This is a genomic window from Actinoallomurus oryzae (assembly GCF_039541955.1).
In the GTDB taxonomy this organism is placed as follows: domain Bacteria; phylum Actinomycetota; class Actinomycetes; order Streptosporangiales; family Streptosporangiaceae; genus Actinoallomurus; species Actinoallomurus oryzae.
Genome location: NZ_BAABHF010000028.1, coordinates 1 through 26077 on the forward strand (window position 1 = coordinate 1; position 26077 = coordinate 26077).

27 protein-coding genes and 2 tRNA genes are annotated in these 26077 nt (G+C 69.5%); 13 read left to right on the forward strand and 16 right to left on the reverse strand.

Annotated features, from left to right (window positions below; genetic code table 11):
- Window positions 1–722: 722 nt before the first annotated feature.
- Window positions 723–812 (reverse strand) — tRNA-Ser (locus ABEA10_RS26955).
- A 161-nt stretch (window positions 813–973) separates the two neighbouring features.
- On the opposite strand from ABEA10_RS26955, the gene ABEA10_RS26960 reads away from it, so the two are divergent.
- The gene (locus ABEA10_RS26960) at window positions 974–1489 is read left to right on the forward strand and encodes a hypothetical protein (protein WP_345468722.1); all 516 of its coding nucleotides are present in this window, start codon (window positions 974–976) and stop codon (window positions 1487–1489) included.
- Window positions 1490–1498: 9 nt separating this feature from the next.
- On the opposite strand, the gene ABEA10_RS26965 is transcribed toward ABEA10_RS26960, so the two are convergent.
- Both ABEA10_RS26965 and ABEA10_RS26970 read right to left on the reverse strand, forming a co-directional pair.
- Window positions 1499–3106: a fatty acid--CoA ligase gene (locus ABEA10_RS26965; protein ID WP_345468723.1), complete on the reverse strand. Its 1608-nt coding sequence runs from the start codon at window positions 3104–3106 to the stop codon at window positions 1499–1501.
- A gap of 113 nt (window positions 3107–3219) precedes the next feature.
- A complete protein-coding gene (locus tag ABEA10_RS26970) occupies window positions 3220–3759 on the reverse strand; it encodes a SigE family RNA polymerase sigma factor (protein WP_345468724.1) in 540 nt (179 codons plus the stop codon).
- Between the two features lie 223 nt (window positions 3760–3982).
- Between ABEA10_RS26970 and ABEA10_RS26975 the strand changes: the two genes are divergently transcribed.
- The 3 genes from ABEA10_RS26975 to ABEA10_RS26985 all read left to right on the forward strand — a co-directional run bounded on the left by ABEA10_RS26975 (window position 3983) and on the right by ABEA10_RS26985 (window position 6146).
- Window positions 3983–4933 carry a hypothetical protein gene (locus ABEA10_RS26975; RefSeq protein ID WP_345468725.1) on the forward strand — a complete coding sequence of 317 codons (951 nt, stop codon included), beginning with the start codon at window positions 3983–3985 and terminating at the stop codon, window positions 4931–4933.
- Entirely contained in the window at window positions 4933–5733 is an 801-nt protein-coding gene (locus tag ABEA10_RS26980; protein WP_345468726.1) for a MauE/DoxX family redox-associated membrane protein, read from the forward strand. Before ABEA10_RS26975 ends, ABEA10_RS26980 begins: the two co-directional genes overlap by 1 nt.
- An 86-nt stretch (window positions 5734–5819) precedes the next feature.
- The gene (locus ABEA10_RS26985) at window positions 5820–6146 is read left to right on the forward strand and encodes a TFIIB-type zinc ribbon-containing protein (RefSeq protein ID WP_345468727.1); all 327 of its coding nucleotides are present in this window, start codon (window positions 5820–5822) and stop codon (window positions 6144–6146) included.
- 199 nt (window positions 6147–6345) lie between these two features.
- Here ABEA10_RS26985 and ABEA10_RS26990 read toward each other — a convergent pair whose 3' ends face one another.
- Together ABEA10_RS26990 and ABEA10_RS26995 are read right to left on the reverse strand one after the other, a co-directional pair.
- Window positions 6346–7527, reverse strand: a complete 1182-nt coding sequence (locus tag ABEA10_RS26990) for an ATP-binding protein (RefSeq protein WP_425550969.1) — start codon at window positions 7525–7527, stop codon at window positions 6346–6348.
- Between the two features lie 385 nt (window positions 7528–7912).
- Window positions 7913–8908: a pirin family protein gene (locus ABEA10_RS26995; RefSeq protein WP_345468729.1), complete on the reverse strand. Its 996-nt coding sequence runs from the start codon at window positions 8906–8908 to the stop codon at window positions 7913–7915.
- Between the two features lie 229 nt (window positions 8909–9137).
- Between ABEA10_RS26995 and ABEA10_RS27000 the strand changes: the two genes are divergently transcribed.
- Entirely contained in the window at window positions 9138–9599 is a 462-nt protein-coding gene (locus tag ABEA10_RS27000) for a MarR family winged helix-turn-helix transcriptional regulator (RefSeq protein ID WP_345468731.1), read from the forward strand.
- On the opposite strand, the gene ABEA10_RS27005 is transcribed toward ABEA10_RS27000, so the two are convergent.
- Window positions 9596–9916, reverse strand: a complete 321-nt coding sequence (locus ABEA10_RS27005; RefSeq protein WP_329249290.1) for a hypothetical protein — start codon at window positions 9914–9916, stop codon at window positions 9596–9598. The two genes, ABEA10_RS27000 and ABEA10_RS27005, sit on opposite strands and share 4 nt — an antisense overlap.
- Before the next feature lie 294 nt (window positions 9917–10210).
- Here ABEA10_RS27005 and ABEA10_RS27010 point away from each other — a divergent pair, with 294 nt between their 5' ends.
- Window positions 10211–11416: an RNA-guided endonuclease InsQ/TnpB family protein gene (locus ABEA10_RS27010; RefSeq protein ID WP_345468733.1), complete on the forward strand. Its 1206-nt coding sequence runs from the start codon at window positions 10211–10213 to the stop codon at window positions 11414–11416.
- A gap of 19 nt (window positions 11417–11435) precedes the next feature.
- Entirely contained in the window at window positions 11436–12179 is a 744-nt protein-coding gene (locus ABEA10_RS27015) for a M15 family metallopeptidase (protein ID WP_345468734.1), read from the forward strand.
- A 24-nt stretch (window positions 12180–12203) separates the two neighbouring features.
- On the opposite strand, the gene ABEA10_RS27020 is transcribed toward ABEA10_RS27015, so the two are convergent.
- The 3 genes from ABEA10_RS27020 to ABEA10_RS27030 all read right to left on the reverse strand — a co-directional run bounded on the left by ABEA10_RS27020 (window position 12204) and on the right by ABEA10_RS27030 (window position 14335).
- Window positions 12204–12371 carry a hypothetical protein gene (locus ABEA10_RS27020; RefSeq protein WP_345468735.1) on the reverse strand — a complete coding sequence of 56 codons (168 nt, stop codon included), beginning with the start codon at window positions 12369–12371 and terminating at the stop codon, window positions 12204–12206.
- Window positions 12372–12444: 73 nt separating this feature from the next.
- Window positions 12445–13050 carry a hypothetical protein gene (locus ABEA10_RS27025; RefSeq protein ID WP_345468736.1) on the reverse strand — a complete coding sequence of 202 codons (606 nt, stop codon included), beginning with the start codon at window positions 13048–13050 and terminating at the stop codon, window positions 12445–12447.
- A 97-nt stretch (window positions 13051–13147) separates the two neighbouring features.
- Window positions 13148–14335: a hypothetical protein gene (locus ABEA10_RS27030; protein ID WP_345468737.1), complete on the reverse strand. Its 1188-nt coding sequence runs from the start codon at window positions 14333–14335 to the stop codon at window positions 13148–13150.
- Between the two features lie 106 nt (window positions 14336–14441).
- Between ABEA10_RS27030 and ABEA10_RS27035 the strand changes: the two genes are divergently transcribed.
- On the forward strand, window positions 14442–14777 hold the full coding sequence (locus ABEA10_RS27035; RefSeq protein ID WP_345468739.1) for a hypothetical protein: 336 nt from the start codon (window positions 14442–14444) through the stop codon (window positions 14775–14777).
- Between the two features lie 31 nt (window positions 14778–14808).
- Here the strand turns inward: ABEA10_RS27035 and ABEA10_RS27040 are convergent, their stop codons facing one another.
- The gene (locus ABEA10_RS27040; protein WP_345468740.1) at window positions 14809–15717 is read right to left on the reverse strand and encodes a TIGR03620 family F420-dependent LLM class oxidoreductase; all 909 of its coding nucleotides are present in this window, start codon (window positions 15715–15717) and stop codon (window positions 14809–14811) included.
- 99 nt (window positions 15718–15816) lie between these two features.
- Here ABEA10_RS27040 and ABEA10_RS27045 point away from each other — a divergent pair.
- A tRNA-Ser gene (locus tag ABEA10_RS27045) sits at window positions 15817–15905 on the forward strand.
- 163 nt (window positions 15906–16068) lie between these two features.
- On the opposite strand, the gene ABEA10_RS27050 is transcribed toward ABEA10_RS27045, so the two are convergent.
- Entirely contained in the window at window positions 16069–16593 is a 525-nt protein-coding gene (locus ABEA10_RS27050) for an ArsR family transcriptional regulator (protein ID WP_345468741.1), read from the reverse strand.
- Window positions 16594–16678: 85 nt separating this feature from the next.
- Here ABEA10_RS27050 and ABEA10_RS27055 point away from each other — a divergent pair, with 85 nt between their 5' ends.
- Window positions 16679–17914 carry a serine hydrolase domain-containing protein gene (locus tag ABEA10_RS27055; protein WP_345468743.1) on the forward strand — a complete coding sequence of 412 codons (1236 nt, stop codon included), beginning with the start codon at window positions 16679–16681 and terminating at the stop codon, window positions 17912–17914.
- On the opposite strand, the gene ABEA10_RS27060 is transcribed toward ABEA10_RS27055, so the two are convergent.
- Window positions 17911–18375 carry a hypothetical protein gene (locus tag ABEA10_RS27060; protein WP_345468744.1) on the reverse strand — a complete coding sequence of 155 codons (465 nt, stop codon included), beginning with the start codon at window positions 18373–18375 and terminating at the stop codon, window positions 17911–17913. The two genes, ABEA10_RS27055 and ABEA10_RS27060, sit on opposite strands and share 4 nt — an antisense overlap.
- Before the next feature lie 89 nt (window positions 18376–18464).
- On the opposite strand from ABEA10_RS27060, the gene ABEA10_RS27065 reads away from it, so the two are divergent.
- Window positions 18465–19085 (forward strand): TetR/AcrR family transcriptional regulator, encoded by a 621-nt coding sequence (locus tag ABEA10_RS27065; protein ID WP_345468746.1) that lies wholly within the window; start codon window positions 18465–18467, stop codon window positions 19083–19085.
- Here the strand turns inward: ABEA10_RS27065 and ABEA10_RS27070 are convergent.
- Window positions 19082–20875, reverse strand: a complete 1794-nt coding sequence (locus tag ABEA10_RS27070; protein ID WP_345468747.1) for a nucleotide-binding protein — start codon at window positions 20873–20875, stop codon at window positions 19082–19084. The two genes, ABEA10_RS27065 and ABEA10_RS27070, sit on opposite strands and share 4 nt — an antisense overlap.
- Before the next feature lie 188 nt (window positions 20876–21063).
- Here ABEA10_RS27070 and ABEA10_RS27075 point away from each other — a divergent pair, with 188 nt between their 5' ends.
- Window positions 21064–22029, forward strand: coding sequence for an NAD(P)H-quinone oxidoreductase (locus tag ABEA10_RS27075; protein WP_345468749.1), 966 nt, complete (start codon window positions 21064–21066; stop codon window positions 22027–22029).
- 6 nt (window positions 22030–22035) lie between these two features.
- Window positions 22036–22560, forward strand: a complete 525-nt coding sequence (locus ABEA10_RS27080; protein ID WP_329249242.1) for a bacterial proteasome activator family protein — start codon at window positions 22036–22038, stop codon at window positions 22558–22560.
- Here the strand turns inward: ABEA10_RS27080 and ABEA10_RS27085 are convergent.
- From ABEA10_RS27085 to ABEA10_RS27095, 3 genes are read right to left on the reverse strand one after another with little or no spacing between them, the layout of a single operon-like run.
- Window positions 22555–23358, reverse strand: coding sequence for an HAD family hydrolase (locus ABEA10_RS27085; RefSeq protein ID WP_345468750.1), 804 nt, complete (start codon window positions 23356–23358; stop codon window positions 22555–22557). The two genes, ABEA10_RS27080 and ABEA10_RS27085, sit on opposite strands and share 6 nt — an antisense overlap.
- Window positions 23355–24614: a serine--tRNA ligase gene (serS, locus tag ABEA10_RS27090; protein ID WP_329249237.1), complete on the reverse strand. Its 1260-nt coding sequence runs from the start codon at window positions 24612–24614 to the stop codon at window positions 23355–23357. The genes ABEA10_RS27085 and serS overlap by 4 nt, the downstream gene beginning before the upstream one ends.
- A 60-nt stretch (window positions 24615–24674) precedes the next feature.
- Window positions 24675–26042, reverse strand: coding sequence for a peptidase associated/transthyretin-like domain-containing protein (locus ABEA10_RS27095; RefSeq protein WP_345468751.1), 1368 nt, complete (start codon window positions 26040–26042; stop codon window positions 24675–24677).
- Window positions 26043–26077 lie beyond the last annotated feature (35 nt).

The window sequence follows — 26077 nt, forward strand, 5'->3', positions numbered from 1 at the left end:
CGGCTACGCTGCTGCATAGCCGCAAGCCTCGCAGTGTCTACCAAGCCGGGGCAACTTCAGTTCCAGGTCCAGCGACGACCTTGGAAGCACGGCTGCGGCGACCCGAACAAGTGCGGCGAGCAGTGGCACCGAAAGCCTTGCAAGAAGAAGTGTTCGACTCATCGCCACACGTCGGACGGCCGGGAAGGATGCACCCGGTCAGGCCACACATGCCCGAAACGCCCCTGCCCCAAGGACTGCGTCGGCCACGCCGACAGGTGCCCGAAGCGCCACAGCGGCGGCCTGGTCTTTCGGCAACGCAAGGGGCCGCAAGAAGCTGACCCTGTACTGCCCGCCTGAGCTGCTGGCCATCCTCAAGGAGCACAAAGAGGCCCAGGACGCCGAACGACGCAAGGCCGGCGAGCTCTGGCAGGATCACGACCTCGTGTTCGCCACCAAGCGCGGCACTCCCATCGAGCGTACGGAGGACTGGCGCGAGTGGAAGGCCATCCTCAAGCAAGCCGGAGTGCGCGGAGGTCCTCGGCCACACCCGCGTGACCACCACCGAGCGCTACACCCACGTGGCCGCCGCTCAAGTCCAGGACGCGGGCAACCGCATGGGCGCCGCCCTGTGGGGCGAGGGATGACAACTGCAACGGGAACTGCAACTGGGACCGTCCAAGCCCCTGGAACGACCAAGGGCCTTCCTCTGCGTGTTCGCGGGGAAGGCCCTGGTCGGTGAGCGGAGGCTCGGGGATTTGAACCCCGGATGGACGATAAGCCCAAACCGCATTAGCAGTGCGGCGCCATAGACCGGACTAGGCGAAGCCTCCTGGTAGCCCTCAGGCCGCACACAGGGTACCGGGCAACCAGGCCTTCCGGCAAAGTGGATGCCTCGTCCCCGCCGCATCGTTGGCGATACGTCGGAACATTGGCCTCATTTCGTGCGTCCCACCATGTACCAGGCTTTACAGACGAACGTACCGGGGGTGGCATGGAGCGGGCGAGGGACGACGTCTTGGTGGGGCTGTCGCCCGAGGAGCGGGTCAGGGCCTGTCTCGCGATGGTCTCCGACGGCACCACGGCGTCGGACGACGACATCCAGGGGCTCGGCGGCGATCTCATCCAGCAGGTCGACGACGACCAGCCCGCGCCGCTGGCGTTCGCCTACCGGTGTTTTCTCGAGCTCGCGGGGGCCGGCGCGGGGCGGTTCCTGCAAGGGTGTGACGTCTTCCACCCCCACGTGCTCGGGCTGCGGCGGGCCGCCGAGGAGCTGCTGGCCGGAACAGGCCTCGCGCTCACCGGCGAGGATCGCGTCATCCTCATGCACCAGGGCACGCAGTTCGACTTCCTCCGCGGCGCGGGCGAGGATCCCGAGGTCTGGTCCTACTGCGAGGATGACACCGCTCCCACGCGCAGCCACGCGAGGTTCACCGACTGGCTGTTCGCCAACGTCCAGGAGCAGACCCACGCCTGGGCGCACTTGGCATACTGGCCGAAAATCTCCTGACAACGCCAGTCAGGAATCCGCCCGTACGACCTCCAGTCCGCCATCGGCGTACATCTGGCGCAAGGTCTTCTTGGAGAACTTGCCCACCGACGTCTTGGGCACCTCGGCGATGAAGGTCCACCGCTCCGGCAGCTGCCACTTCGGCACGCGCTCGGCCAGGAACGCGCGCAGGTCCCGCGCCGACACCTCCGCGCCCGCGCGTAGGACGACCGAGGCCAGCGGGCGTTCCTCCCATCGGGGGTCAGGTACGCCGACGACCGCGGCCTCGATCACGTCCGGGTGGGCCATGAGGTGGTTCTCCAGGTCGACCGAGGAGATCCACTCGCCGCCGGACTTGATGACGTCCTTGGCCCGGTCGGTCAGGGTCAGGTAGCCGTCGGGGGAGACCATGCCGACGTCGCCGGTGCGCAGCCAGCCCTCGTTGAACTTCGAGGGGTCCTCGTCCTTGTAGTACGTCGCGGTCACCCACGCGCCGCGTACCTCGATCTCGCCGACGGCGGCGCCGTCGGCGGGCAGGACGCGGTCGCCGTCGCCGACCACCCGTGCCTCCAGACCGCTCATGAAGCGCCCCTGGGTCGCGCGGTACGGCCACGGGTCGGCGACGCCGGGCGGCGGGTGGGCGACCGAGGCGAGCGGTGACGTCTCGGTCATCCCCCACGCCTGCACGATGTGCACGCCGAGCTCCTCGAACCCGCGCATCAGCGACTCCGGGACGGCCGATCCGCCGCACGGCACCAGCCGCAGCGAGCTCAGGTCCGAACCGTGCTCGCGGGCGTACCGCAGCAGGTCGTTCCAGATCGTCGGTACGGCGCCGGACACGGTCGGGCGCTCGTCCTCGATGAGGCGTGCGAGCGGCTCCGCCTGCAGGAACCGGTCGGGCATCACCAGTGACGCGCCGGCCATGAGCGCGGCGTACGGCAGCCCCCACGCGTTGGCGTGGAACATCGGGACCACGGGCAGCACCCGGTCCGCGGCGGACAGCGCGAAGGCGTTTCCCGTGCAGGCCGCCATCGAGTGCAGGTACGCCGAGCGGTGCGAGTAGACGACGCCCTTGGGGTTGCCCGTCGTGCCGCTCGTGTAGCACATCGCCGCCGCCTGGCGTTCGTCGAGCTCGGGCCAGTCGTACGTCTCGGACGCCCCGGCCAGCAGTTCCTCGTACGAGTGCAGTGTCTTTCCCGACGACGACAGCGCGGACATGTCGGCGTCGCCGATGACGATGACGTGCCGTACGGTCTTCATCTTCGGCAGCACGGGGGCGAGCAGCGGCACCAGCGAACCATCGGCGATGACGATCTCGTCCTCGGCGTGGTCGGCGATGTAGACGAGCTGGTCGGCGGACAGGCGGACGTTGAGGGTGTGCATGACGGCGCCCATCGAGGGGATCGCCAGGTACGCCTCGAGGTGCTCGGTGGTGTTCCACTGGAAGGTCGCGACTCGCTGGTCGGCGTCGATGCCCAGGTCACGCAGTACGTTCGCCAGGCGCGCCGCGCGCCGGCCCAGTTCGGCGTACGAGGTGCGGCGCACCCCGTCGCCCGTGAAGGTGGCGACCTCGCTGTCGCCGAAGATCCCGGTGCCGTATCGCATGATCGAGGAGATGGTCAGTGGATAGTCCTGCATCGTGCTCCACACGGCGGCCTCCACGTTCGAGGGTGGTGAGTCGGATTCTGTCCCGACCGTGCGCGGTTGTCAGCACCCTGCGATCAACGAAGTGGCGCGAGTTCGGTGGGCGGTCACTCGAGCGAGGCGAGTTCGCCGGCGGCCTCGTCGCGGAGCTTGGCCATGGCACGGGAGACGGTGCTCTTGACCGTGCCGACGCTGACGCCGAGGGCCTCGGCGATCTCGTTCTCGGTCAGGTCCTCGTAGTAGCGCAGGACGACGGCGGCGCGCTGGCGGGCGGGCAGCCGGTCGAGGATCCGGTCCAGGCCGTCGCGGAGCTCGCTGCGGCGCGTGTGGTCGGCGATCGGGGTGTCGGGCAGCTCGTCGGTGGGGTACTCCTCGAGCTTCCTGCGGCGCCACCACGAGATGTTGATGTTCACCATCGTGCGGCGCACATAACCGTCCAGCGCGCCGCGGTCGTTGATCCGCTCCCAGGCGAGGTAGGTCTTGGTCAGCGCGGACTGGAGAAGATCTTCGGCGTCGGCCCGGTCCGCGGTCAGCAACATGGCCGCACGCAGCAACGTCGGCCGTCGCGCGGCCACGAAGTCATGGAACTCGTCCTGCGGTAGTGCGCCCACGTGACCGTCCGGAAGCCTGGGGAGTGCTGTTGCCACCAGGCCCGACGATCGCATGAAGATCGTAATTATGGACCAAGTCGAATCTCATATTCCGGTCAACACACCAGGCCGCATCGCGAATAATTGTCACGTATTTCCCTTGAGGTTCATTGGTTTATTTGGACAAAGGAGTCGACAGAAGGAGGGCTCGGGGTAAGTCTTGACATGCAGTCTTACTCAACGCCTGACGACTTACGATCATCAAGCTCCGGAGACCCCCATGCCGTCGCCCACCCGCGATCTCGTCCTGCGCCGACGCCGGCTCCGCGAAGCCGTGTCCGGCGACCGGGCGTCCGAGCCGTACGACGCCGGTGCCCGCCCCCTGCGCGGCGTCGAGGGTACGGTCGTCGACGCCAGCCCGCACCTGCTCGTCCTGGCCGCACCGGACGGCGAGGAGGTGCGCATGCCGATCGCGGCCGACGTGTTCGTCTGGCACGCGGGCAAGGCGGGCGTGAGCGCCCTCCGGTCCGGCCGTGACGTCGTCGTGCGCCCGTCCCGCACCGGCGGCGCGGTGGCCGAGCGCGTCTGGGTCGACATCACCCGCGTGACCGGGGTCATCGCCGGCCGGTCCGGGCGCGCGATCGAGGTCGACTGCGGCCCCCACCGCGGCCGTACGGCGCTGGTCATCCCGGCCGAGGCCATGACCCGCATCCGGGTGCGTCACCCGCGGCTGGAGCCCGGCGCGCTGATCGACGTGATCGGCGTGCGCCGGGGCGGTGAGATCCACGGCCTGCTGCCGGCGTCGAAGTCGCCGCAGCCGGCCTCGCACGCCGAGCATCCGCCGGCCCACCGTTCCGGATCGGTGCCGCGGATCCTGCGCGGCACCGCGACCTGGTTCGACGGTCCCGCCGGGCGGCGCGGCGCGGCCTATCCGGCGCTCGACCCGTACGGCGACGCGGGTGGCTGCGGCACGGGTCCGGCCACGCCCCTGCCGTTGCCGCTGCTGTCGATCGCCAGCGAGGTACACGTCCGCAACGACTGCACCGGCCTGGCGACGCGGGTTCCGGTCATCGAGTGCGGTTGCGTGGCGGCGCGCTTCTGCGACCGCTGTGTCTGCTGCGGCATCTCGCCGCGCGGCCGGGTCATCGAGCTGACCAGGGCCGCCTTCGTCGACCTCGGCGGCGACCTCGACGCCGGGTGCTTCAACGTGACCGCACGAGTGGACTTGTGATGACCGAGGCTGTACGGGAGTTGCAGATCCCGTTTCTGGCCAGTGTGCTGCTGCTGGCCTGCACCGCGAAGCTGACCGTACGCGACCCCGACCCCGGGGGCGTGCCGCACCGCCGGCGCCCGTTCGTCTACGGCGTGGCCGTCGCCGAGGGCACGATCGGCGTCGCCCTGCTGGTGACTCCGATGGGCCTGGTACGTCTGGCCTGTGTGGTGTTCTTCGGCACGGCCACGTGGATCATCGGTGACCTCGCGCGGCGCGGCACCGACGAGGGATGCGGGTGCTTCGGCGACCTCAGCTCGGCCCCGGCCGGACGGCGCGGGCTCGTCCGCGCGGCGCTGCTGACGGTCGCGGCCGTCGCCTCGGCCGGCGTTCCGGAGACCGGCGCCGCGGTGCTGGGCCGGGCCGGCGCCGGGGCGGTGCTGATCCTGGCGGCGGAGACCGCGCTGCTGCTGACCCTCTCGCCGGAGCTCGCCCTCGCCGTCGAACGCTCCCGCAAGGCGACGCCGTGCGAGGTGCTCGACGTGCCGCTGGAGCAGACGCACGCGCGGCTGCGGGCGAGCGAAGCGTGGCGCGAGCACGAGGACGACCTCACCTCGGCGCGACCCACCGAGACGTGGCGTGAGCTGTGCGTTCGCTACGTGGTGTACCCGGCGCGGATCGACGGGCGGGCGGCGGAGGTGGTGTTCGCCGTGCCGGTCGACGGGCGGCGGCAGCACGTGCGCGCCGGGATCGTCTGGGCCGGCGGGCACGAGGAGCAGGACGACGACTCCGGCCCCCGCCGCATCCACACGCCCGCCTGAGTCTGCCGACGTATAGCGCTCTCTTGCGGCTCGGCTAGAGGGCCTTATAAGGAACTCGACTGCACGTGTGCCGCGTTGAACCGGGCGTGAGCGCCGTAACGTGTCCGAAGTGTCAGGGTCAGATGCGCCAGTACGAGCGGAGCGGCATCGTGGTGGATCAGTGCGGCGAGTGCCGCGGCATCTTCCTCGGCCGTGGCGAGCTCGACCACCTCATCAGCGCCGAGTCGCAGTGGTCCGGCAACCCTGCCGGTCCCGGCTACGCTCCTCCGGCCGCGCCGCCGCCGCGGTATGAGGACCATCGATACGAACAGCACTACGACGACGATCGCCGGTACGAACAGCGCCCCTACGGCGACAAGTATCGGCACAAGAAGAAGCGGCGGAGCTTCTTCGAGGACCTCTTCGACGACTGAGTGACCCCGGAGCATTCCCCTGTGGCCGCCTGGCGAGTACGCGGGCGGCCACAGGCGTGTTCGGGGTCATCGGGTTTTCTACTCCTCTCTAGCGAATAAGCAAGACAGGCGAATACTCGCCAACAGGCAGCGCGCCGATGGCGTTGTCTACGGCTTTCTAGCCGCAGCGCAAGAGTGACCTAGAGAGCGGTAGCGGCCCTCAGACCGGCTGCGATCTGAGGAAATGACCGAAGTGCGGGACGGTGAAGGCGACCAGGCCGCGCTCGGCGCTGTAGATGAGGCCCTTCTTGATCAGGCCGTCGCGGGCGGGCGAGAGGCTGGAGGGCTTGCGGCCCAGCTCGTCGGCGACGTTGGCGGTGAGCACCGGCTCGTCGCCGAGCGAGGCCATCGCCCGCATGTAGTCGCGCTCGGCGGGCGTGGCGCGTTCGTACCGGCTGCCGAAGAAGCCGACCGCCAGCTCACCCTCGGCCTCCGGCGCGGCGACGCGGACGTCACCGTCGTTGATCGGCGTCTCGGGCGCGATGTCCCAGGCGACCTTGCCGTACGCCTGGACGAAGTAGGGGTATCCGTCGGCCGCGTCGTACAGCGCGTCGAGCGCGTCCTGGGTGAAGGTGACGCCCTCGCGCTCGGCCGGGGCGAGCAGGGCGAGGTCGGCGGCGTCCCGGTCGAGCCGGTCGATGCGGGCGTAGCGGAACAGCCGCTCGGAGTAGGACTTGCTCGCCGACAGCACGGCCGGCAGGTGGGGCAGACCGGCGCCGACGACGATGAGCGGGCCGCCGCTCTGCGACAGCTCGTGGCAGGCGGCGCAGAGCGCCGAGACGTCGTCGGCCGGGATGTCCTGCATCTCGTCGACGTAGAGGGCGATGCCGACGCCGAGGTCGGTGGCGACCGAGGCCGCGTCGACGAACAGCTCGGTGAGGTCGATCTCCAGGTCGCCGGAGTCGGCCCGGCCGCGTGCGGCGGGCACGTCGATGCCGGGGTTCCAGCGGCGGGGCACGGCCTTGCCCTTGGGCGGATCGGCGTCGGCCTGCGCGAACGCCTTGAGCACGCCGAGGAACTCCTCGATGCGGTCGGGCGCGCGGTGCCGGGGGGCCAGCTCGCGGATGGCCATGTGGAGAGCGGAGGCGACCGGGCGGCGGATCGACTGGTCGGGCCGCGCCTCGATCTTGCCGGTGCCCCAGAGCTTCTGGATCGCCATCGACCGGAACGTGTTGAGCAGCACGGTCTTGCCGACACCCCGCAGCCCGGTGAGGATCATGCTGCGCTCGGGGCGCCCGCGGGCGACACGCTCCAGCACGACGTCGAACTGCTGGAGCTCGCGATCGCGGCCGGTCAGCTCGGGCGGTCGCTGTCCGGCACCGGGGGCGTAGGGATTGCGCACGGGGTCCACGCTCTCGGACTTTATGAGGGGATATAGCTGGGGCCGTAGATTTCCGTAGAAAGTGCTACGGCGTGTCGCGCGATGCCGTGGACGGCAGCGCGTCGCGACCGGAGCGGTAAGGGTCGCCACCGGCCCCACCTCCCTCATTGCTGGTCGAAACTCTGTTCGAAGAGGTTCATCACCGTAGCGCACGAGGCGAGGCGCCGTCAGGAGAAGCGGCGCTCTTTTTCGAACAAACAATCGACCAGGGCGTTCATCGCCGCGCCCCCTCCCCGTACGCCGGTGCGGCGTGTCCGCGACGACCAGCCCGGCCTGGAACAGCTCGGCGGTACGGCGCGCCGCGCGTGACCGCGGCGCGCCGGTACGTACCGCCGGGATCAGCCCGTCAGTCCTCGACGGACTCGTCCGCGCTGCTCCGGTGCGGCACGCGCTCGGCCGGGACGGTGCCCATCCGGCCCGCCTGGAAGTCCTGGAAGGCCTCGATGATCTCCTCGCGGGTGTTCATCACGAACGGCCCGTAGCGCGCGACCGGCTCGCGGATCGGCAGGCCGCCGAGGACCAGGATCTCCCAGCCGCTCCGCGACGCCAGGGGCTGGGAGTCGGCGGCGGCGACCGTCAGCGCGTCGCCGTGGCCGAACACCGCGAGCTGCCCCTCGTCCACCGGGCGCCCGTCCGGCCCCGCCGTGCCGCGACCGCTCAGGGCGTACACCAGGGCGTTGAAGTCGCGCGGCCACGGAAGCGTGAGCCGCGCGCCGGGGGCGACGGTGGCGTGCAGGTACGTGATCGGCGTGTAGGTGACCCCCGGACCCTGGTGCCCGGCCAGCTCACCGGCGATCACTCGCACGATCGACGAGCCGTCGTCGCTGCTCAGCAGGGCCACGTCGCGGGACTCGATGTCCTGGTAGCGCGGCGGCACCCACTTGCGCTCGCGGGGCAGGTTCACCCACAGCTGCACGCCGTGGAACAGGCCGCCCGAGGCGACCAGCTCCGGCGGGGGCTGCTCGATGTGCTGGATCCCGGCGCCGGCGGTCATCCACTGGGTGGCGCCGTCGGTGATCAGACCGCCGCCACCGGTGGTGTCCTGGTGCTGGAACGCGCCGTCGATGATGTAGGTCACGGTCTCGAAGCCGCGGTGCGGATGCCAGGGTGTGCCTCGCGCCTCGCCGGGGGCGTACTCCACCGCGCCCATGTGGTCGAGCAGCAGGAACGGATCCGCGAGCGAGAGGTCGACGCCCGGGAAGGGCCGGCGGACCTCGAAGCCCTCGCCCTCGAGGTGGCGCGCGGCGGTGATGACGCGGCGGACGGGACGCCAGGCGGTGTCCTGCTCCGGGAGCCGGGGAAGTCGTGTCAGGGTCAGCGGATCGGCGGTTACGGCAGGCATCGTGCCCTCCTCGGTCGGGTTACACGCCGTGCAACCAAGTTGAAAATTCAACTATTCCTGGAGCTGCCGCTCCGGTGACTCTGCCGTCAGAGTAGCCGTCTCGGTTGAAGTTTCAACGTCCGTGCAGGTCACGAAAACACTCGCCCGGCGGGGCGACCGATGAGATCATCCGGGGGGCGGCCGGGTGCCGAACTTTGTTGAATATTCAATCAAGCGGTAGGATCGAGATATGACCGAACCGCGCTGGCTCGACGCCGCTCAGCAGCGCGACTGGCGTGCCTACGTCGAAGGCAGTGTGCGGCTGGCCGACCTTCTCGACCGTGACCTCAAGTCCAAGCACGGCCTGACCATGGCCGAGTACGAAATCCTCGTACGCCTGTCGGAGGCGCCCGAGCGGCGGCTGCGCATGGCGGAGCTCGCCGAGGTCGCCAGCCAGTCGCGCAGCCGCCTCTCCCACACCGTCTCGCGCCTGGAGTGCAAGGGCCTCGTGGCGCGCAACAACTGCGGTGCGGACAAGCGCGGTGTCTTCGCCGAGCTCACCGAGGACGGGTTCGCGTTCTTGTCCAAGGCCGCCGTCGACCACGTCGCGGCGGTGCGCGAGTTCTTCGTCGACGTGGTCGACCCCGCCGACCTTCAGGCCATCGGCCGCGCGTTCACCGCCATCGCCGACCGGGTCGCCAAGGCACGTTAGACCCTGGGGTTCAGGCCGGTGCAGAAGCCGAGCGAGAACAGCGTCAGGAAGGTCCAGCCGCACATCAGCCCCACGCCGTACAGGCGCATGAACCCGGTCATCTTCCACGCGAGGAAGCCACCGAGCCCCCACGCGAGCAGCATCAGGGCTAACGCCTGTGCCACCAGGTTGGTGTCGTGGTCGTGCATGATGTTCCGTTCGAACGCGGAGTACATCATGATCGCGTCTACCAGGATGAATGTGCCGAGTCCGCTGCCCACCGCGGTGATCTCACGCATACCGAGCGGCGGGCGGCGCTTGGGGTCCGTTTCCTCCATGATCGGTCCTCTGTCCGCCGGACATGGCAGCCACATCGTCCCGCATGAAAGTGTCCGAAGCACGGCTTCAACGAATCCTTGCGGGGAGTCCCGACCGTTCACGGCCGGGAGGAGTCGCATCCAAGGAGTGCCGTGTAGCCGTGTGGCAGCGGACCGGAAGTGTGCCGGTCAGTCCGGGCGTTTGTGGCCTTGAGGACGATGCAGGAGCTGGACGATGCCGTGTCCCCGCGTATTTGCGGCGTTCGGAGCGCATCGTGGAGATGTCGGCCATACGATGCTGGTCGTGAAGCTGGTGTGCAGGTGAAGCTGCTCCCGGATGAGGCGGCCGAAACGGCTCTGCGGGAGACGCTGCGTTTGTGCAACATCGCCGCGAACCACGCCTCCCGTCGCGCTTTCGACACTGGTGTCATGGGAAAGACGTCTTTGCAGCGTCTGGTTTATGGCGAGTTGAAACAGATGGGGTTGTCCGCTCAGCCGACGATCCACGCGGTTCGCAAAGCCGCGGGGGCTTATGCGACGTTGAAGGCGAATCTGAAGGCGGGAAAATACGGGCCCGAAGGCTCCAAGCGGCGCATCAAAGCAGAGAGCACGCCGGTCCGGTTCCGTAAGGACGCCGCCCAGCCGTTCGATGATCGTTGCCTGTCCTGGCAGCTCGATGCCCGCACGGTATCGAGCTGGACCGTCCACGGCCGGTTGGGCCGTATCGGGTTCCAGTGCTCCCCCGAGCAGATGAAGCTGCTGACCGAGTATCGGCGTGGTGAATCGGATCTGGTGTTCCGAGGTGGGAACTGGTACCTGTACGCGACCTGCGACATCCCTGAACCCGACATACGCGAGCCCGAGGAGGGGTTTCTCGGCGTCGATCTCGGCATCGCGAACATCGCCGTCACTTCTGATGGCACTGTCCACGCCGGTAAACATTTGAACCGGGTCCGGCACCGCAATCGCCGTCTCCGCCAGCGTTTGCAGAAGAAGGGCACCAAGTCCGCTAAGCGGCTGTTGCGGAAGCTGTCGGGCCGGGAGGCGCGTTTCGCGGCCGATACCAACCATTTCATCTCCAAGCAGCTGGTGACCGAGGCTGAACGCACCTGTCGCGGCATCGCCCTGGAAGACCTGGGCGGTATCCGCGAGAGGGTACGGCTCCGCAAGCCCCAGCGGGTCACCTTGCATTCGTGGAGCTTTGCCCAACTCGGCGCCTACATCGTCTACAAGGCGGCCCGTGCCGGGGTTCCGGTGGTGTTCGTGGACCCTGGTTACACCTCCCAGGGGTGCAACGCGTGCGGCCACATCAGTAAGAAGAACCGGCCCGACCAGGCCACCTTCGCCTGCATGTCGTGCGGCTTCGCTGAGCACGCCGACATCAACGCAGCCCGCAACATCGCCACGCGCGGTGCGGCGGGCTGGGCAGTGAGTCACGCTGCCGACGACGCGGCCTGGCCCGTACCCGCCAGGTACGGGCCAGAGCTGCAAGCTCGGCCCCCTTCAGGGCCGAGAAGCTGACCCGTGTAATCCTTTGAAGATGAGACGCGCGACTCTCGGAATCCTCGCGACCGGACTCTGCGTGACGCTCTCGTCGGCCTGCGGGGGCGGCGGGTCCGGCGCCGCGGCGTCCCCGCCGGCGGCGGCCGCCTCGACGGCGCCGTCGACGCCCGCGTCCGCCTCGCCCTCACCGTCGAAGGCCTCGCCGACCGGTCCCCGGCCGTTCTCCGCCAAGATCAGCAAGGTCACCCGTGCGACCGTGAAGCACTCCTGGCACCCCGGCTGCCCCGTCGGCGTCGGCGACCTGCGCCTGATCACGATGACGTACTGGGGCATGGACAAGAAGCCCCACGAGGGCGAGATGGTCGTCAACGAAGACGTCGCCGGCAAGATCGTGAAGGTCTTCCACAAGCTGTACGACGAGCGCTACCCGATCCGGCGCATGGAGCTCGTGGACAAATACGGCGGCAGCGACTTCAAGTCGATCGAGGCCGACAACACCTCGGCGTTCAACTGCCGCAACGCCACGGGCGCGAGCTCGTGGTCACAGCACGCGTACGGGCACGCGGTCGACCTCAACACCTGCGAGAACCCCTACGTGCACCCCAACGGTCACATCGAGCACCCGCGGTGCGTGAAGTACGGCAACCGCAAGCGCCACGACCCGGGGCTCATCCACGCGAATGACAAGGTCGTGAAGGCGTTCCGCTCGATCGGCTGGGGCTGGGGCGGAAGCTGGGGCGGCCCGTGGGACTTCCAGCACTTCTCCGCCACCGGGCACTGAGCGGCGCCCGGTATCTACCGGTATCTAGAGGACGAGCACGGCGATCACCGCGACGACGACCACGACGCCGATGACCAGGCCGACGATCAATCCGGTGTTGGGGCCCTGCTTCGCGGCCTCACCTCCGCCGCGGTTGGCGAAGGCCCGGAACTGCTGCGTGCTCGCTGCGGGATCCTGTTCGTTTCTCGCCATGCACCGACAGACTAGTAGAGGAAAGCAGAGCGTCATCGGACTTTCCCGGAACGTCCTCTGCGGTACGCCGGGCCTACGGGGAGATCGCGGTGCAGCCGGACTCGTCGGGTAGCAACGGCCGGAAGACCACCGAATAGAGGCGGGAACCACTACGCCAGTAGGTGCCGGATGGCGCCGATGCGGCCAGCCGCGCGGCGGCTTCGGCCTCGGTCCCGTTGAAGAGCGAGCAGGTCGCCTGTTGGCTCGCCGGGAGCGGCCGCAGCGTCCACGGCACGATCTGGTGCGTCGGCGCGAGTGCGGTCTCCTGAGGTCGCCACGCGATGATCGCCATCTGGGCCGGCCGGTAGGTCACGGATGGGCGTAGGAGGTCACCGCGCGACAGGGACCGCAGGCCGTCGATGAGCCGGTTGATCATCCAGACGCGCACGCCCCGGGCACCCGGCTGCACGGTTGTGACCTTGTGACGCCCTCCGGCGAGGAGCGTGAGTACGGTCGGTCCGGCGTCGGGCATCTGTTCTTCACTGGGGAGGGTGCGCGCGGCGGCCAGCCCGGCGAGGCGGGCGTCACGGTAGACGCGGCGGTAGGCCCACGTGTAGTGATGACCGACGGTCAGGATGCTCACGGCCACGAGAACGGCGAGTGAGCCGGACAGGACGAGGCGTCGCCGCCGGATCGACACGGCCTTGGACGACGCGGGCGGGCGCCTCGGTTCCCGTGTACGCGGAACGACCCCGTGACCACATCGGTGATCACGGGGCCGTGGCCGTCGGCGAGGGTTACTTGCGGCTGGCCCACAGAGGGTGTTTGTCCTGGTAGACCACCAGGTTGCCGTCGTCCTGCACCGCCAGGGTCGCGCCCGGGTGGCCGCCCGTGTTCGAGCTCCACAGCGGCTTGGTGCCCGTGTAGACGACGAAGTTGCCGTCCGTCTGCATGAGGGCGTACACGCCCGAGCCCTTGGTGGCGGTGCTCCAGATCGGCGTCCTGCCGTCCTTGTACAGCACGACGTTGCCGTCGGTCTGCGCCTGGAGCGAGTACACGCCGTTCGGCGAGCGGACCTCGTTGCCCGTGGTCAGCTTCTGACCGGGCTGCAGGCCGCCGATGGCCATGTGCCGCGACCACAGCGCCTTGTGGCCGGTGCCGTAGATGACCAGGTTTCCGTCGTTCTGCACCTCAAGGTGCGCGCCGGAGTGGCTCGAGGTGTTGCTGTGCCAGAGCGGCGACTTGTCCTTGCCGTAGACGACCAGGTTTCCGTCGGTCTGCATGACCGTGTACGCGCCCGGGTGGCGGCTCGTCTCGGTGCTCCAGAGCGGGGTCTTGCCCCGGTAGAGGACGAGGTTGCCGTCGGTCTGCTGGAGCAGCTGGTAGTCACCGTTCATCGACCGGACGGCCTGGCCCTTCGACAGGACGTACCCCGGCTGGAGACTGCCCAGGGAGACGTGCCGCGACCAGAGTGCCTTCTTGGCCGTGCTGTAGATCACCAGGTTGCCGTCGTCCTGTACGAGGAGCGACGCGCCCGGGTGTTCGCCGGTGTTGCTGGACCACAGCGCCTTCTTCGCGCTGTCGTAGACGACCAGGTTGCCGTCGGTCTGCATGGCCGCGTACGCGCCCGGGTGGCGGCCCGTCCCGGTGGACCACAGTGCCTTCTTGCCCTGGTAGAGGACCAGGTTGCCGTCCTTTTGCAGGACGAGTCCGTACTTGCCGTTCGCGGAGCGGACCCACGCGCCGACCTTGAAGACGTGGCCGGGCTTGACGAGGCCCGCGGCGGCGCTGCTCTTGGACCGCAGATCGCTCTTCGGCGCGCCGGCGGGTGCGGCGGCGGTGTTCGCGCTCGGCTGCGCGGCGGTGGCCGCGGCCTTCTTCGGCGCGGGCTTGGAGTCGCCGGTGGCGGCCCACGCGCCGACCGACAGTGTGGTCACCGCGGCGGCCACACCGGCCGCGACCGCGATGGTCTTCATCCGCTTCACTGGGTGTGCTCCCCCTGTTTCGGACTGGATGATGAGAAACGTAGGGGAGGCCTCTCCGAAAGCCGCCATGCTTCATCAAGCCTGGAAATGTCGTAGCGTCCGGGGAATGGGGCAATGGGCGCTGCGCGCGGAGACCGCGAGCGGCCGGTCGTACGACGCGCCCAGCGAGGCGCTGCTGTTCCGGCTGCTCGGCGAGCTGGGACCGGGCAACCAGTTCCTCGTCGTGGACCGGGTCGACGTCCCCGGCGGACAGCACTACATGCAGGTGTACCGCGAGGTCGACGCGACGTACGTCATCGAGTACCGCGAGGGGGCGCCCGAGCGCCACTTCGAGGCGGTCGCCACCGACCTGCGTACGGCGCTCACCGTGCTCATCGGCTGGGCCGCCGACGCAGACGGGTGGCGCGACGCGTGCGAGTGGCGGCAGTGGCCGATGCCCTGACCTCGTACGGGCGTGGGTTTCGTACGGCGTCTCAGGTCGTCAAAACCGGAGCCAGCAGGCGCAGGTGCTCGGCCTGCTCATCGAGCGTGGCGGCGATCGGCTGGACGCAGACGTGGTCGGCGCCGGCGTCGTGGTGGGCCCGGACCCGCTCCGCGAGAGCGTCCGGGTCGCCCGACGGCACGATCGCGTCGATCAGCGCGTCGCTGCCGCCGCCGTCGAGATCCGCCTCGGAGAAGCCCAGCTCCCGCAGGTGGTTACGGTAGTTCGGCAGGCGCAGGTAGAACGCGGCGTACTCCCGCGCGGCGGCGCGGGCCGCCTCCGCGTCCGTACCGACCACGACCGCCTGCTCCACCGCGAGGATCGCGTCCTCGCCGAGCACCTCCCGGGCGCGTGCCGTATGCGCGGGCGTCGTGAAGTAGGTGTGCGCGCCCTGCGCGTGCGTCCGCGCGAGCTCCAGCATCCGGGGACGCAGCGCCGCGAGCACACGCGGCACGGCCACCGGCAGGGCCGACTCCGCGGAGTCCATGGCGTCGAGGTAGGTACGCATCGTCGCCACCGGCCGCCCGTAGTCATGCCCACGCGAGGTCACCGACGGGGCATGGCTGACACCCAGCCCCAGCACGAACCGGTCCGGCCACGCGTCGTCCAGCGTCGCCGCCCCGTTGGCGGCCGCGACCGCGTCACGACCGTAGATGTTCGCGATGCCCGTCGCCACCAGCATCCGCTCCGTCCATGACAGCACCGCCGCGGCATGTGTGAACGCCTCCTTGCCCCGCGGCGTCTCACCGAACCAGAACGCGCAGTAGCCGAGCTGCTCGATCGCCACCGCCACCCGGCGCTCCACCTCGGCCGGCGCCTCGGAGGCCGAGACCAGCCAGACGCCCACCCGGCCCAGCCGATGCTTCACCGCACCGACGTCCACGGACACGCCCTCGGCCATGACGCACCACCCCTCCACCGGTGACCATGCCCATTCACCGGACCACCTCACACCGGAGGACGCGTCGATGCGGCCGGACCGCTATCGTGGACCTCGCTTGGAGGGTTCGCATAGTGGACTAGTGCAGGCGCCTTGAAAGCGCCCAGGGCTGGTGACAGTCCTCGTGGGTTCGAATCCCACACCCTCCGCTCGCATACTCGCCGACCCCTTTCGGGGATCGGCTTCGCCATGGGGTTCCGTGTCTGCCCGGGGGGCCGAGCCCCCCGGAACCCCCACGATTGGTGGTTTCTCGCCGTCTTCTCGGTTCTCGCCATTTTTGGCTTGCGTGACGTACGTCCGGTCGGTTCGGCGTTAGCGGTGGCAGATGGTGAGGATGACCAGGAGGGGGATTACGCGTTCCGGGGGAACTGTGTATTGGCCGCGTGTTGTGGAGCGTAGCCAGCCGGCGGAGACCAACTGGCGTAGGTGGTGGTACAGCTGGCCGGTGGTGCCCAGTTGTTCGTGGTTGCCGAGTTCGGCCGTGGTGCGGGCGCCGCCGAGGATCTCTCGCAGGAGCAGCAGGCGGATGGGGTGGGCCAGTGCTGTGAGCGTCGTGCCGGCCTCGGTCCAGTCGCCGTCCAGGATCGCGGTGGTGGGGTGGCCTTCCTGCCAGTCGTAGTGCTCGCCGGTGGGCAGCGTGACCGAGCCGGCGAACAGGACCGCTCCCGGGTCGGGGATTCGTTCCTTGAGGCCGTCGAGGGCCCAGAACCGGTCCGAGCTCACACCGGGAGTGGACACGGGAGCGGCGTTGGCGGACTCCAGGGCCGCCACCCGCTCTTCCAGCCGGGCCAGCCGTTCGGCGAGACCCGGCTCCGCTCCCGCGTCGTCATCTGCCATGGGGTCATTATCTCGGCCCCACGACGTCGCGATCACGCCGCCCCTACGGTTTGACGAAATTACGTAGTTCCGTAATCCTCGGTGCATGCTGACCAAGAAGTGGCGCCGTACCTGGCGCACCTACGTGGGGGCCGTGCTGATGAGCGGCCTGGCGCTTCCCGCTCTGACCTCGTCCCCGGCGGTCGCGGCCACGGCCAGGTTGCAGCGGTCGCTCGACGCCGTTCACGCGGCCGGCATGCCCGGTGTCTACGCCGCCGTACGCGACGGCGGGCGGACCTGGAAGGGGGCGTCCGGGGTCGCGGACACGAGCACCGGGCGGCCCGTCACGCCGGACTCACGGCACCGCATCGGCAGCATCACCAAGACGCTCACCGCCACCGCCGTTCTCCAGCAGGTCGCGCAAGGCAGGATCGCGCTGGACGCGCCGATCGGGCGGTACCTGCCCGATCTCGTACCGGGCGAGCGCGGCCGACAGATCACCGTACGGATGCTGCTGAACCACACGAGCGGCATCAACGACTACGACGACGCGGTGTTCGCCTCGCTGGGCCAGGGGTCGACGGCGGACCTCGATCGCTACCGGTTCCACACCTTCCGGCCCGAGGAGCTGGTGAGAATCGGGATGAACCGGCCGGCCACGAACGAGCCAGGCGCGAAGTGGGCCTACTCGAACACCAACTACGTCCTGGCCGGGTTGCTGCTGGAGAAGGTCACCGGGCGGCCCGCCGCCACCTACATCACCGAACACGTGATCCGCCCGGCCGGGATGCGTCACACCTACTTTCCCGGCACGAACCCCTATATCGCCGGTCCGCACTCCAAGGCGTACTACCCGCTGTACGGCCTGGTGGATCCGCCGGGCGAGTACAGCGTCTACAACATGAGCTGGGCCTCCACGGCGGGTGAGGTCGTCTCGACCATGGCCGACCTCGACGCCTTCTACGCCGCGCTGCTCGGCGGACGGCTGGTCCCGGCGGCCGAGCTCGCCGAGATGGAGCGCACGGTGCCGATGCTCGATGCCTCCGGCGCCCATGTCGGCGACTACGGTCTCGCCCTGTTCCGGCTCGACCTTCCCTGCGGCCGGGTCTGGGGGCACGACGGCGCGGTGTTCGGCATGGAGACGATGGCGCTCAGCAGCGCGGACGGCCGGCGCCAGCTCGCGTACGGGCTGAACGAGAGCACCTACCAGCACCTCAAGGCCGACGGAACGCTGGAGGAGAGTCCGATCGACGACGCGCTCAGGGCGTTCATCCTCGGCGCGATGTGCCCCGGTGGCTCATCGGACACATCCGCGCACCCGCTCCGCCTGCCGAAACTCTAGGCCCGGCGCAGGAGGAACGTGGCCGCGACGACGCCCGCGACGGCCGGCAGGATCGCCAGCACGCCCCACAGCGGCGGGAAGATCCGTTCGCCGTACTCCGAGGACGCGAGCAGGAGTGCGGCGAGGCCGGCGGAGACCACGATCCCGGTCACGGTCAGGACCGGCGCCGACCTGCGGTGGGAGCGCGCGGCGCGCAGCACGAGCAGCCACAGCAGGGCGTCGATGACGGCGACGGAGTACACGAGGCCGTAGAGCAGGCCCGCGGACGGCCGCTTGCCGGATGACGCGTACACGGCGGCGGCGTGGTCGACAAGGGTGCGTCCGCCGGACTGGTCGACGATCGCCGCCGCCGCGAGGACGACCGACAGGGCCATCGCGGCGGCCACGGCGTAGCCGGTGAAGCGCCGGCCGCCGGGCGCCGCCGTCGGGATACCGGATTTTTCAGATAGTGACTGTCTCATGCGAGTGACTGTACGAAGGCATGAAGCAGCGAGTCAATTGCTATAGAGAGTCACTTGCTGAAGAGTGTGACTGTCTATAGCCTCGGTGGATGGCATCCGGTCTGCGGGAACGCCGGCGAGTCAAGGCCAGGCGCACCATCCAGGAGCGGGCACTCGACCTGTTCGACGAGCGTGGGTTCGACGCGGTGACGATCGAGGAGATCGCCGCCGCGGCGGAGGTGTCGCCGTCGTCGGTCTACCGCTACTTCGGCACCAAGGAAGGGCTCCTCGTCGCCGACGAGTTCGACAGCATGAGCCAGGAGGCGCTGGAGGAGATCCTGGATCTGAACGATCCGGTCAGCAGCCTGCTGCGGATCGTGCGCGCTTATGAGGCGACGCCGGAGGAGACGTCCGGGGCTCAGGACACGTCGCGGTCGCAGGCCGAGCGGAGCCCCTGGCGCCGGGTGCGCTACTTCTTCCAGGAGCCGTCGGTGCGCATGGCCGCGTGCGCCGCGCTCGACCGGGCGAGCCAGCGCATCGCCCCGATGCTGGCCGGCCGCGGCGATGTGACCGAGACCCAGGCGCGCGTGACGGCGAACGCACTGGTGTTCGGTTACTTCGGCGCGCTGGAGCAGTGGTACCTCGACGGCGGCGCACGCCCGATCGCCGACTACGTCGAGGAGGGCATGGCACCCCTACGCGCGATCTGGTCGCCCCCGCCCGTCCCCTAGCGCGGCCAGGCGAAGCCGTCGCCCACCGTCGCGGCCAGGACCAGGTAGGCGTCCTGGGTGGCGGCGGAGAGTTGGTCGAGTTCTACTTCGGCGCCTTCCTCCAGATGGGGGTCGTACGGGATACGGACGACCGCTCGGCAGCGGCTTTCGAAGTGGGCCTGGAGCCGGTCCAGGTCGACCGTGCTGCGGCTGCGGGAACGCACCATCGACAGCACCACGACGCCGTTGCGTACGAGGTCGCCGTAGTGGTGGGCCTCCAGCCAGTCGAGCGTCGCCGAGGCCGAGCGTGCGCCGTCGACGGACGGCGAGCTGACCAGCACCAGCTGGTTCGCCAGGCCCAGCACGCCCGCCATCGCCGAGTGCAGCAGGCCGGTGCCGCAGTCGGTCAGGCAGATCGAGTAGAAGTGCTCCAGCACGTGGGCGACGGTGCGGTAGTCGTCCTCGCTGAACGCCTCGGACACCGCCGGGTCGCGGTCGGAGGCCAGCACCTCCAGCCGTGAGGACGACTGGGACGTGTAGGCCCGCACGTCCGCGTACCGCTGGATCTGCTGGTGCTCGTTCAGCAGGTCGCGTACGGTCGTGGCGGTCTCCAGGCGGACCTTGTCCGACAGCGTGCCGCGGTCGGGGTTGGCGTCGACCGCGATGACCCGGTCGCCACGCAACGACGCCAGTGTCGAGCCGAGCCCGACGGTGGTCGTGGTCTTGCCGACGCCGCCCTTGAGGCTCATCACCGCCACGCGGTGGTGGCCGCCGGCGACGGGCGTGCGCGCACGCGCCAAGAGCTCGCGTTTGCGCAGCTCCTGCGGTGACTCGCCCGGGTGGATGACACCGCCCGACGCCTTGTAGATCGCGCGCCGCCAACCGCCCGCCGGCGCGTGGCGCCGGCCGCGCAGCAGCATGTCGGCGCTCAGGCTGTCGGCGGTCTGGCCGGTCTCCGGCTGCTGGGCGTACGCGTCCGGCAGCGGGGCCAGCGGCGGGCCCTGCTCTCCACCGGGCGGCGGACCGTACGGCTGCTGCGGCTGGGCGTAGGGCTGCTGGTACGGGCCCTGCTCGGCCTCGGGCGGCGGACCGTACTGCTGCGGCTGAGCGTACGGCTGCTGGTACGGGCCCTGCTCGGCTTCCGGCGGCGGACCGTACTGCTGCTGTCCCTGGTACGGCGGCTGCTCAACGCCCGGGGGCGGCCCGTAGTACTGCTGCCCGGGGTATCCCTGCTCCGGCGGCGGGCCGTACTGCGGCGGCGGGTACTGCACGTAGCCCTGGTAACCGCCCTCGGCGTAGTTGTCATAGCCGGAGTCCACCTGGGTGGCCTCGGCGGCCGGCAGGCGGCGATCGATGTAGTGGGTCCGTTCGCCCTCGTCCGTTTCGTACCGCTCCTCCGGCTCGGCGGGCGCGGGCTGGGGCTCGGGGTCCGCCGGCGCGGGCTCGGCGGCGTTCGCGCCGTTCACCGGCGGCATGCTCTCGTACGCCGCGGCCTGCTCGGGCGGCTGGTACGGCGGATGGGCGTACTCCGGGCCCGGCGTGGGCATTCCGGGGAACTGCGGCGGCTGCTGCACCGCCCCGAAGTCCTGCGGGGGATAGCCGGGGAAGCCGAAGCCGTACGGTTGCGGCCCCTCCGCGGGCGGCTGAGCGGGGGCGTCCTGCGGGGCGGGGTACTGCGGGAAGGTCGGTGCGGGCGGCGTGTTCGTCCACGCGCCGGTGGACTCGCCCTCGTCCTCTTCGACCGCTTTGTCCTCGCCGGGCTTTTTCGCCCTATCCTCTTCGCTCGGCTTGACGGCGTCGCCGCCGCTCATCGCATCAAGGGACGCGAGTTGTTCTTCGAGAGAACGACCCGTTTTATCCTGATCATTTCGTGCCACTAGGTCCCCCTCGTGGACGCGCAGTGGATGAACCCGCAAAAAGACGCTCATCCGCAGCCTAAGCCACTGTAGGTACCGGCCCATACCGTGTCGCGTCACCATGCCCGACTAACGTGAGGCCCATGCATGCGATCGTGATCGAAAATCCGGGCGAGCCAGACGTATTGCGATGGACCGAGGTTCCTGATCCCGTCATCGGCCCAGGTGAGGTGCTGCTCGACATCGTCGCGGCCGGCGTCAATCGCGCCGACGTCTCCCAGCGAAAGGGTGCCTATCCCCCGCCGCCCGGCGCACCGGAGTATCCCGGGCTGGAGGCCTCCGGGCGCATCGCGGCGCTGGGCGAGGGCGTCACCGGCTGGAAGGTCGGCGACGAGGTGTGCGCCCTCCTCGCCGGCGGCGGTTACGCCGAGCGGGTGGCCGTGCCCGCGGGGCAGCTACTGCCCGTTCCCAAAGGCATGAGCGTGGTCGAGGCCGCGGGCCTGCCCGAGGTCGTGTGCACCGTTTGGTCGAACGTCTTCATGCTGGCCGGACTCCGCGAAGGCGAGTCATTCCTGGTGCACGGCGGTTCGAGCGGAATCGGCACGATGGCCATCCAGCTCGCCAAGGCGCACGGCGCACGAGTGCTGTGCACCGCGGGCAGCGAGGAAAAGCTCCGGCGCTGCCGCGAGCTCGGCGCCGACATCGCAATCAACTACCGCACCGAGGATTTCGTCAAAGAGGCCCGGCCGGTCGATGTCATCCTGGACAACATGGGCGCCGAATATCTGGCGCGCAACGTGGAGACTCTGGGCACCGGAGGGCGACTCATGATCATCGGCTTCCAGAGCGGCGCCCGGGCCGAGCTGAACCTCGGCAAGCTCATGAGCCGGCGCGCGTCGATACAGTCGACGGGGTTGCGGGCGCGCCCGCGCGAAGAGAAGGCGGAGATCGTCGCCTCGGTGCGCGAGCACGTGTGGCCGCTGCTGGAGTCGGGAGCCGTACGCTCGATCACGGATCGGACGGTCCCGATGCACGATGCGGCCACCGCGCACCGCATCCTGGAAGAGAGCACACACATCGGCAAGATCCTCCTCACAGTGGGAAACTGAGGCTTCATGAACAATCCACTGAACAGCAACCAGGACCCGCATATCGTCGTTGTCGGCCAGAACGGCATGGCCACGGCCTCCGGTGAGGACGGTGAGTCCGAGGAGCGCTCGGTCGCCGAGATGGTCGAGCAGCCGGCCAAGGTCATGCGCATCGGCAGCATGATCCGGCAACTGCTCGAAGAGGTCCGGCAGGCGCCCCTCGACGAGGCCAGCCGCGCACGGCTGGCCGAGATCCACCAGCGTTCGATCAAGGAGCTGGAGGACGGGCTCGCCCCGGAGCTGATCGAGGAGCTGGAGCGCATCGCGCTGCCGTTCACGACCGAGAACACCCCCAGCGAGGCCGAGCTGCGGGTCGCCCACGCGCAGCTCGTCGGCTGGCTCGAGGGCCTGTTCCACGGCATTCAGACCACGTTGTTCGCCCAGCAGATGGCGGCCCGCGCCCAGCTGGAGCAGATGCGCCGCGCGCTGCCGCCGGGCGCCATCCCGCAGGAGGACAACGCCCCCGGCCGCACCTCCGGCCCGTACCTATAGTTCTTCGGGGAACAGCTTCTCGATGGTGCGGGCAACGCCGTCGTCGTCGTTGCCCGCCACCGTTCGGCTCACCGCCGACAGCACCTGCGGGTGGGCGTTGGCCACGGCGTACGACCGGCCTGCCCACAGGAGCATCGGCAGGTCGTTGGGCATGTCACCGAACGCCGCGACGTCGTCGGCGGCGATGCCGTGCTCCTCGCACAGCTCGGCGAGCGCGCTGGCCTTCGACACGCCCGGCGCGCTCATCTCGACGAGCCGCCGGCCGTTGGAGTGGGTCGGCAGCACGACCTCGCCCACCAGGTCGACGACGGCGGCGAGCAACGCGTCGGCGTCGAGCTCGGGATGACGGGCCAGCAGCTTGGCGGCCGGCCGCGTCATCAGCTCTTCCAGGGCGATCGAGTCGTCGCGTTCGGCGTTGTCCCAGCCGGACAGCTCGTAGCCGCGCGCGTACTGGATGCCCTCCTCGTACTCCACCGCGAATCCTAGGTCGGGAAGGGCCGCGTGCAGCGTCTCGATCGCGGTCCGCAGCGCCTCGCTGGTCATCAGGTGTGAGCGGATCACCCGCTCGTCGTGCAGGTCGTAGACCAGGGCGCCGTTGGCGCAGATCGCGACGCCGCGATGGCCCACGGCCTCGGCGACCGGGTGGATCCAGCGCGGCGGCCGGCCGGTGACCATGACCAGCATGGCCCCGGCCCGCTCCACCCTGGCGAACGCCTTGACGGTGCGCTCGGACACCGTGCCGTCGCTGCGCACGGTCGTGCCGTCCAGGTCGGTCGCGATGAGGCGCGGAGGCGTCATTTCGCGACGGGCTCGAGCACTTCGCGACCGAGGAACCGCTGGAGTGCCTTGGGCACGCGCACCGAGCCGTCGGCCTGCTGATGGTTCTCCAGGATCGCGACGATCCACCGGGTGGTGGCCAGCGTGCCGTTGAGCGTCGCCACCGGGCGCGTACGGCCGCCTTCGTCGCGGTAGCGCACCGACAGGCGGCGCGCCTGGAAGTCGGTGCAGTTGGAGGTCGAGGTCAGCTCGCGGTAGCGCTCCTGGGTCGGCACCCACGCCTCACAGTCGTACTTGCGGGCCGCGCTCGTGCCCAGGTCGCCGCCCGCGGTGTCGATCACGCGGTAGGGCAGCTCGACCTTGGCGAGCATCTCCTTCTCCCACTCCAGCAGGCGCAGGTGCTCCTCGTGCGCGTCCGCCGGGTCGCAGTAGGAGAACATCTCCACCTTGTCGAACTGGTGCACCCGGATGATGCCGCGGGTGTCCTTGCCGTACGACCCGGCCTCGCGGCGGAAGCAGGAGGACCAGGCGACGTAGCGCCGCGGGAGATCGTTGATGATCTCGTTCATGTGGTAGCCGGCCAGGGGCACCTCGGAGGTGCCGACGAGGTAGAGGTCGTCCTGGGGCAGCTGGTAGACCTCGGCGGCGTGCGCGCCGAGGAAGCCGGTGCCCTCCATCGCCTCGGGCTTGACCAGCACGGGCGGCACCATCGCGGTGAACCCGTAGCCGATGGCCTGCTCCATGGCGAGGTTGAGCAGGGCGAGCTGGAGCTGGGCGCCGACGCCGGTCAGGTAGAAGAACCGGGCGCCGGAGACCTTGGCGCCGCGCTCGGTGTCGATCGCACCGAGCGCCTCCCCGAGCTCCAGATGATCTTTGGGCTCGAAGGCGAAGGTCGGCGGGGTGCCGACGGTCTCCAGGACGACGTAGTCCTCTTCGCCGCCGGCCGGCGCGCCCTCCTCGACGATGTTCGGCACCGTGCGCAGGAGCTCGGTCAGCTCCTGCTCGAGCCGCTGCGCCTCGGCGTCGGCCTCCTTCACCTGCTGCGCGAGCTCCTTCGCCCGGTCGAGGAGCTTCTGGCGCTCGTCGCCCTGCGCCTTGGAGACCGACCGCCCGAACGACTTCTGCTCCGCCCGCAGCGACTCGAACGAGCTCAGCGCGGACCGCCGCCGCTCGTCCAGGTCGAGCAGTCGCTCGACGACGGTGTCGTCCTCACCCCGGGTGCGCTGGCTGACACGCAGCCGCTCCGGGTCGTCACGAAGGGTTCGCAGGTCGATCACAGGCACGAGGTTACCCGGACGACCTCGGCCTCCGCGCGCCGATAACCGCTCACGCGACGATCAACGTACGTCGACGTAGTCCCCGGAGCCGGTCACGGCCAGGTACGAGGAACCGCCCGCGTACGTCGCCCGCCAGATGCCGTCCTTGGCCGCCTTGAACCCGTGGGAGAAGTGCCCGGTGGAGCTCGTCTTCGCGGTCCCCTCGTACGTCCAGCTCGTGGCGCCCTTCGCCTGGAAGTAGATCTTCACGCTCTGACCGGAGAACGCCTTCCACGCCGTCGTGTCACGCTTGAGCGTCCCGGCAACGGTGATCGTCTTGCCCTTGGTCACCGGCTCGGGCGAGGCGTTGAACGAGGAGATCGCCGTCCGGTAGCGCACGTCGACGTGGTCGGAGGAACTCGTGGAGGGCAGATACACCGGTCCCGACTCGACGGCGGCCCGCCAGTAGCCGTCGGCCGTCGCCTTCGCGGGAATGGTGAAGTACCCGCCGTCGTCGGTCCGGCCGTGGGCGACCGTGGTCCATTTCGTGCCGTCGGCCGAGAACTGCAGGTCGACGTCCCCGCCCGTGACAGGGGCGTTCGAACCGCCCGCCACGGTCCGCGTCATCCGCCCGTCACCGGTCAGCGTCGCACCCTTTCCGACCGGTTCCGGCGCGGCATTGAAACCGACGATCTGCGTGGGGTCCTTGACGGTGAGGTAGTCGGTCTGCGCGCGGGCTCCCTGGTAGGGACCGTTGGACGGAGTGCCGTCCAACCGTTCGAACGTGTCCCGGGTCTCGACGGTCCACTGGCCACTGGCCGGAACGGTCGCCGGGAAGGCGTAGTAACCGTCCGGGTCGGTGAGCTTACTCACCACCGGCCGGTCGACGCCGGTGTTCGGATCGTGCAGATAGATCCGGACGACCTGGCCGGGGGCTCCTGCCCACCCGCCGTCCGCGGTCTGTCGTTCGAGCCGACCGCTGACGTTCACCTTCTCGCCGATCACGCTCGGCATCGGGTCCAGCGAGAGGGAGATCCTGGTCGGGGCCGACCGGACGTGCAGCGGAACGGGGTCGGCCTTGACCCAGCGGTACGCGGCGGTGCCGCGGAACGACACGGTCGCGGTCCCCTCCACCATGGTCGGATCCTGGCCGGTGGTCGTCAGCGTCAGATCGGTGGTGAAACGGCCGTCGGCATCGGTCGTCGTCGCCTTGGTGCAGGAGCTTTCCAGGCCGGCGCAGACGTTCACGCCGGGCACGCCCTTGTCGACGCCGTCGGTGTCGGTGTAGACGAGGCGGCCCGCGTACGTGACGGTGTCGTGGTCCACGTCGACCGTCGAGGGCGTCAAGGTGAACTCGCTGAAGTGTGTGGGGAGCAGGTCGGAGGCATGCGACGCGCTCGGGGTGAACAGTGCCGCCGCGACGACGGCGGCAGCGACGATTCCACGCACAGGTGATCTCCGGATCGATGGCCTGGGATGGCGGC

Excerpts from the sequence above, each read along its gene's own strand:
- ABEA10_RS27020 (WP_345468735.1), bottom strand. The coding sequence starts at position 12,371 with ATGGCGAGAAACGAACAGGATCCCGCAGCGAGCACGCAGCAGTTCCGG.
- ABEA10_RS27015 (WP_345468734.1), top strand. The coding sequence starts at position 11,436 with ATGAGACGCGCGACTCTCGGAATCCTCGCGACCGGACTCTGCGTGACG.
- ABEA10_RS27055 (WP_345468743.1), top strand. The coding sequence starts at position 16,679 with ATGCTGACCAAGAAGTGGCGCCGTACCTGGCGCACCTACGTGGGGGCC.
- ABEA10_RS26980 (WP_345468726.1), top strand. The coding sequence starts at position 4,933 with ATGACCGAGGCTGTACGGGAGTTGCAGATCCCGTTTCTGGCCAGTGTG.
- ABEA10_RS27070 (WP_345468747.1), bottom strand. The coding sequence starts at position 20,875 with ATGAGCGGCGGCGACGCCGTCAAGCCGAGCGAAGAGGATAGGGCGAAA.
- ABEA10_RS27040 (WP_345468740.1), bottom strand. The coding sequence starts at position 15,717 with ATGGCCGAGGGCGTGTCCGTGGACGTCGGTGCGGTGAAGCATCGGCTG.
- ABEA10_RS27065 (WP_345468746.1), top strand. The coding sequence starts at position 18,465 with ATGGCATCCGGTCTGCGGGAACGCCGGCGAGTCAAGGCCAGGCGCACC.
- ABEA10_RS26965 (WP_345468723.1), bottom strand. The coding sequence starts at position 3,106 with ATGCAGGACTATCCACTGACCATCTCCTCGATCATGCGATACGGCACC.
- ABEA10_RS27005 (WP_329249290.1), bottom strand. The coding sequence starts at position 9,916 with ATGGAGGAAACGGACCCCAAGCGCCGCCCGCCGCTCGGTATGCGTGAG.
- ABEA10_RS27000 (WP_345468731.1), top strand. The coding sequence starts at position 9,138 with ATGACCGAACCGCGCTGGCTCGACGCCGCTCAGCAGCGCGACTGGCGT.
- ABEA10_RS27035 (WP_345468739.1), top strand. The coding sequence starts at position 14,442 with ATGGGGCAATGGGCGCTGCGCGCGGAGACCGCGAGCGGCCGGTCGTAC.
- ABEA10_RS26960 (WP_345468722.1), top strand. The coding sequence starts at position 974 with ATGGAGCGGGCGAGGGACGACGTCTTGGTGGGGCTGTCGCCCGAGGAG.
- ABEA10_RS27075 (WP_345468749.1), top strand. The coding sequence starts at position 21,064 with ATGCATGCGATCGTGATCGAAAATCCGGGCGAGCCAGACGTATTGCGA.
- ABEA10_RS26975 (WP_345468725.1), top strand. The coding sequence starts at position 3,983 with ATGCCGTCGCCCACCCGCGATCTCGTCCTGCGCCGACGCCGGCTCCGC.
- ABEA10_RS26995 (WP_345468729.1), bottom strand. The coding sequence starts at position 8,908 with ATGCCTGCCGTAACCGCCGATCCGCTGACCCTGACACGACTTCCCCGG.
- ABEA10_RS27060 (WP_345468744.1), bottom strand. The coding sequence starts at position 18,375 with ATGAGACAGTCACTATCTGAAAAATCCGGTATCCCGACGGCGGCGCCC.
- ABEA10_RS27080 (WP_329249242.1), top strand. The coding sequence starts at position 22,036 with ATGAACAATCCACTGAACAGCAACCAGGACCCGCATATCGTCGTTGTC.
- ABEA10_RS27085 (WP_345468750.1), bottom strand. The coding sequence starts at position 23,358 with ATGACGCCTCCGCGCCTCATCGCGACCGACCTGGACGGCACGACCGTG.
- ABEA10_RS27050 (WP_345468741.1), bottom strand. The coding sequence starts at position 16,593 with ATGGCAGATGACGACGCGGGAGCGGAGCCGGGTCTCGCCGAACGGCTG.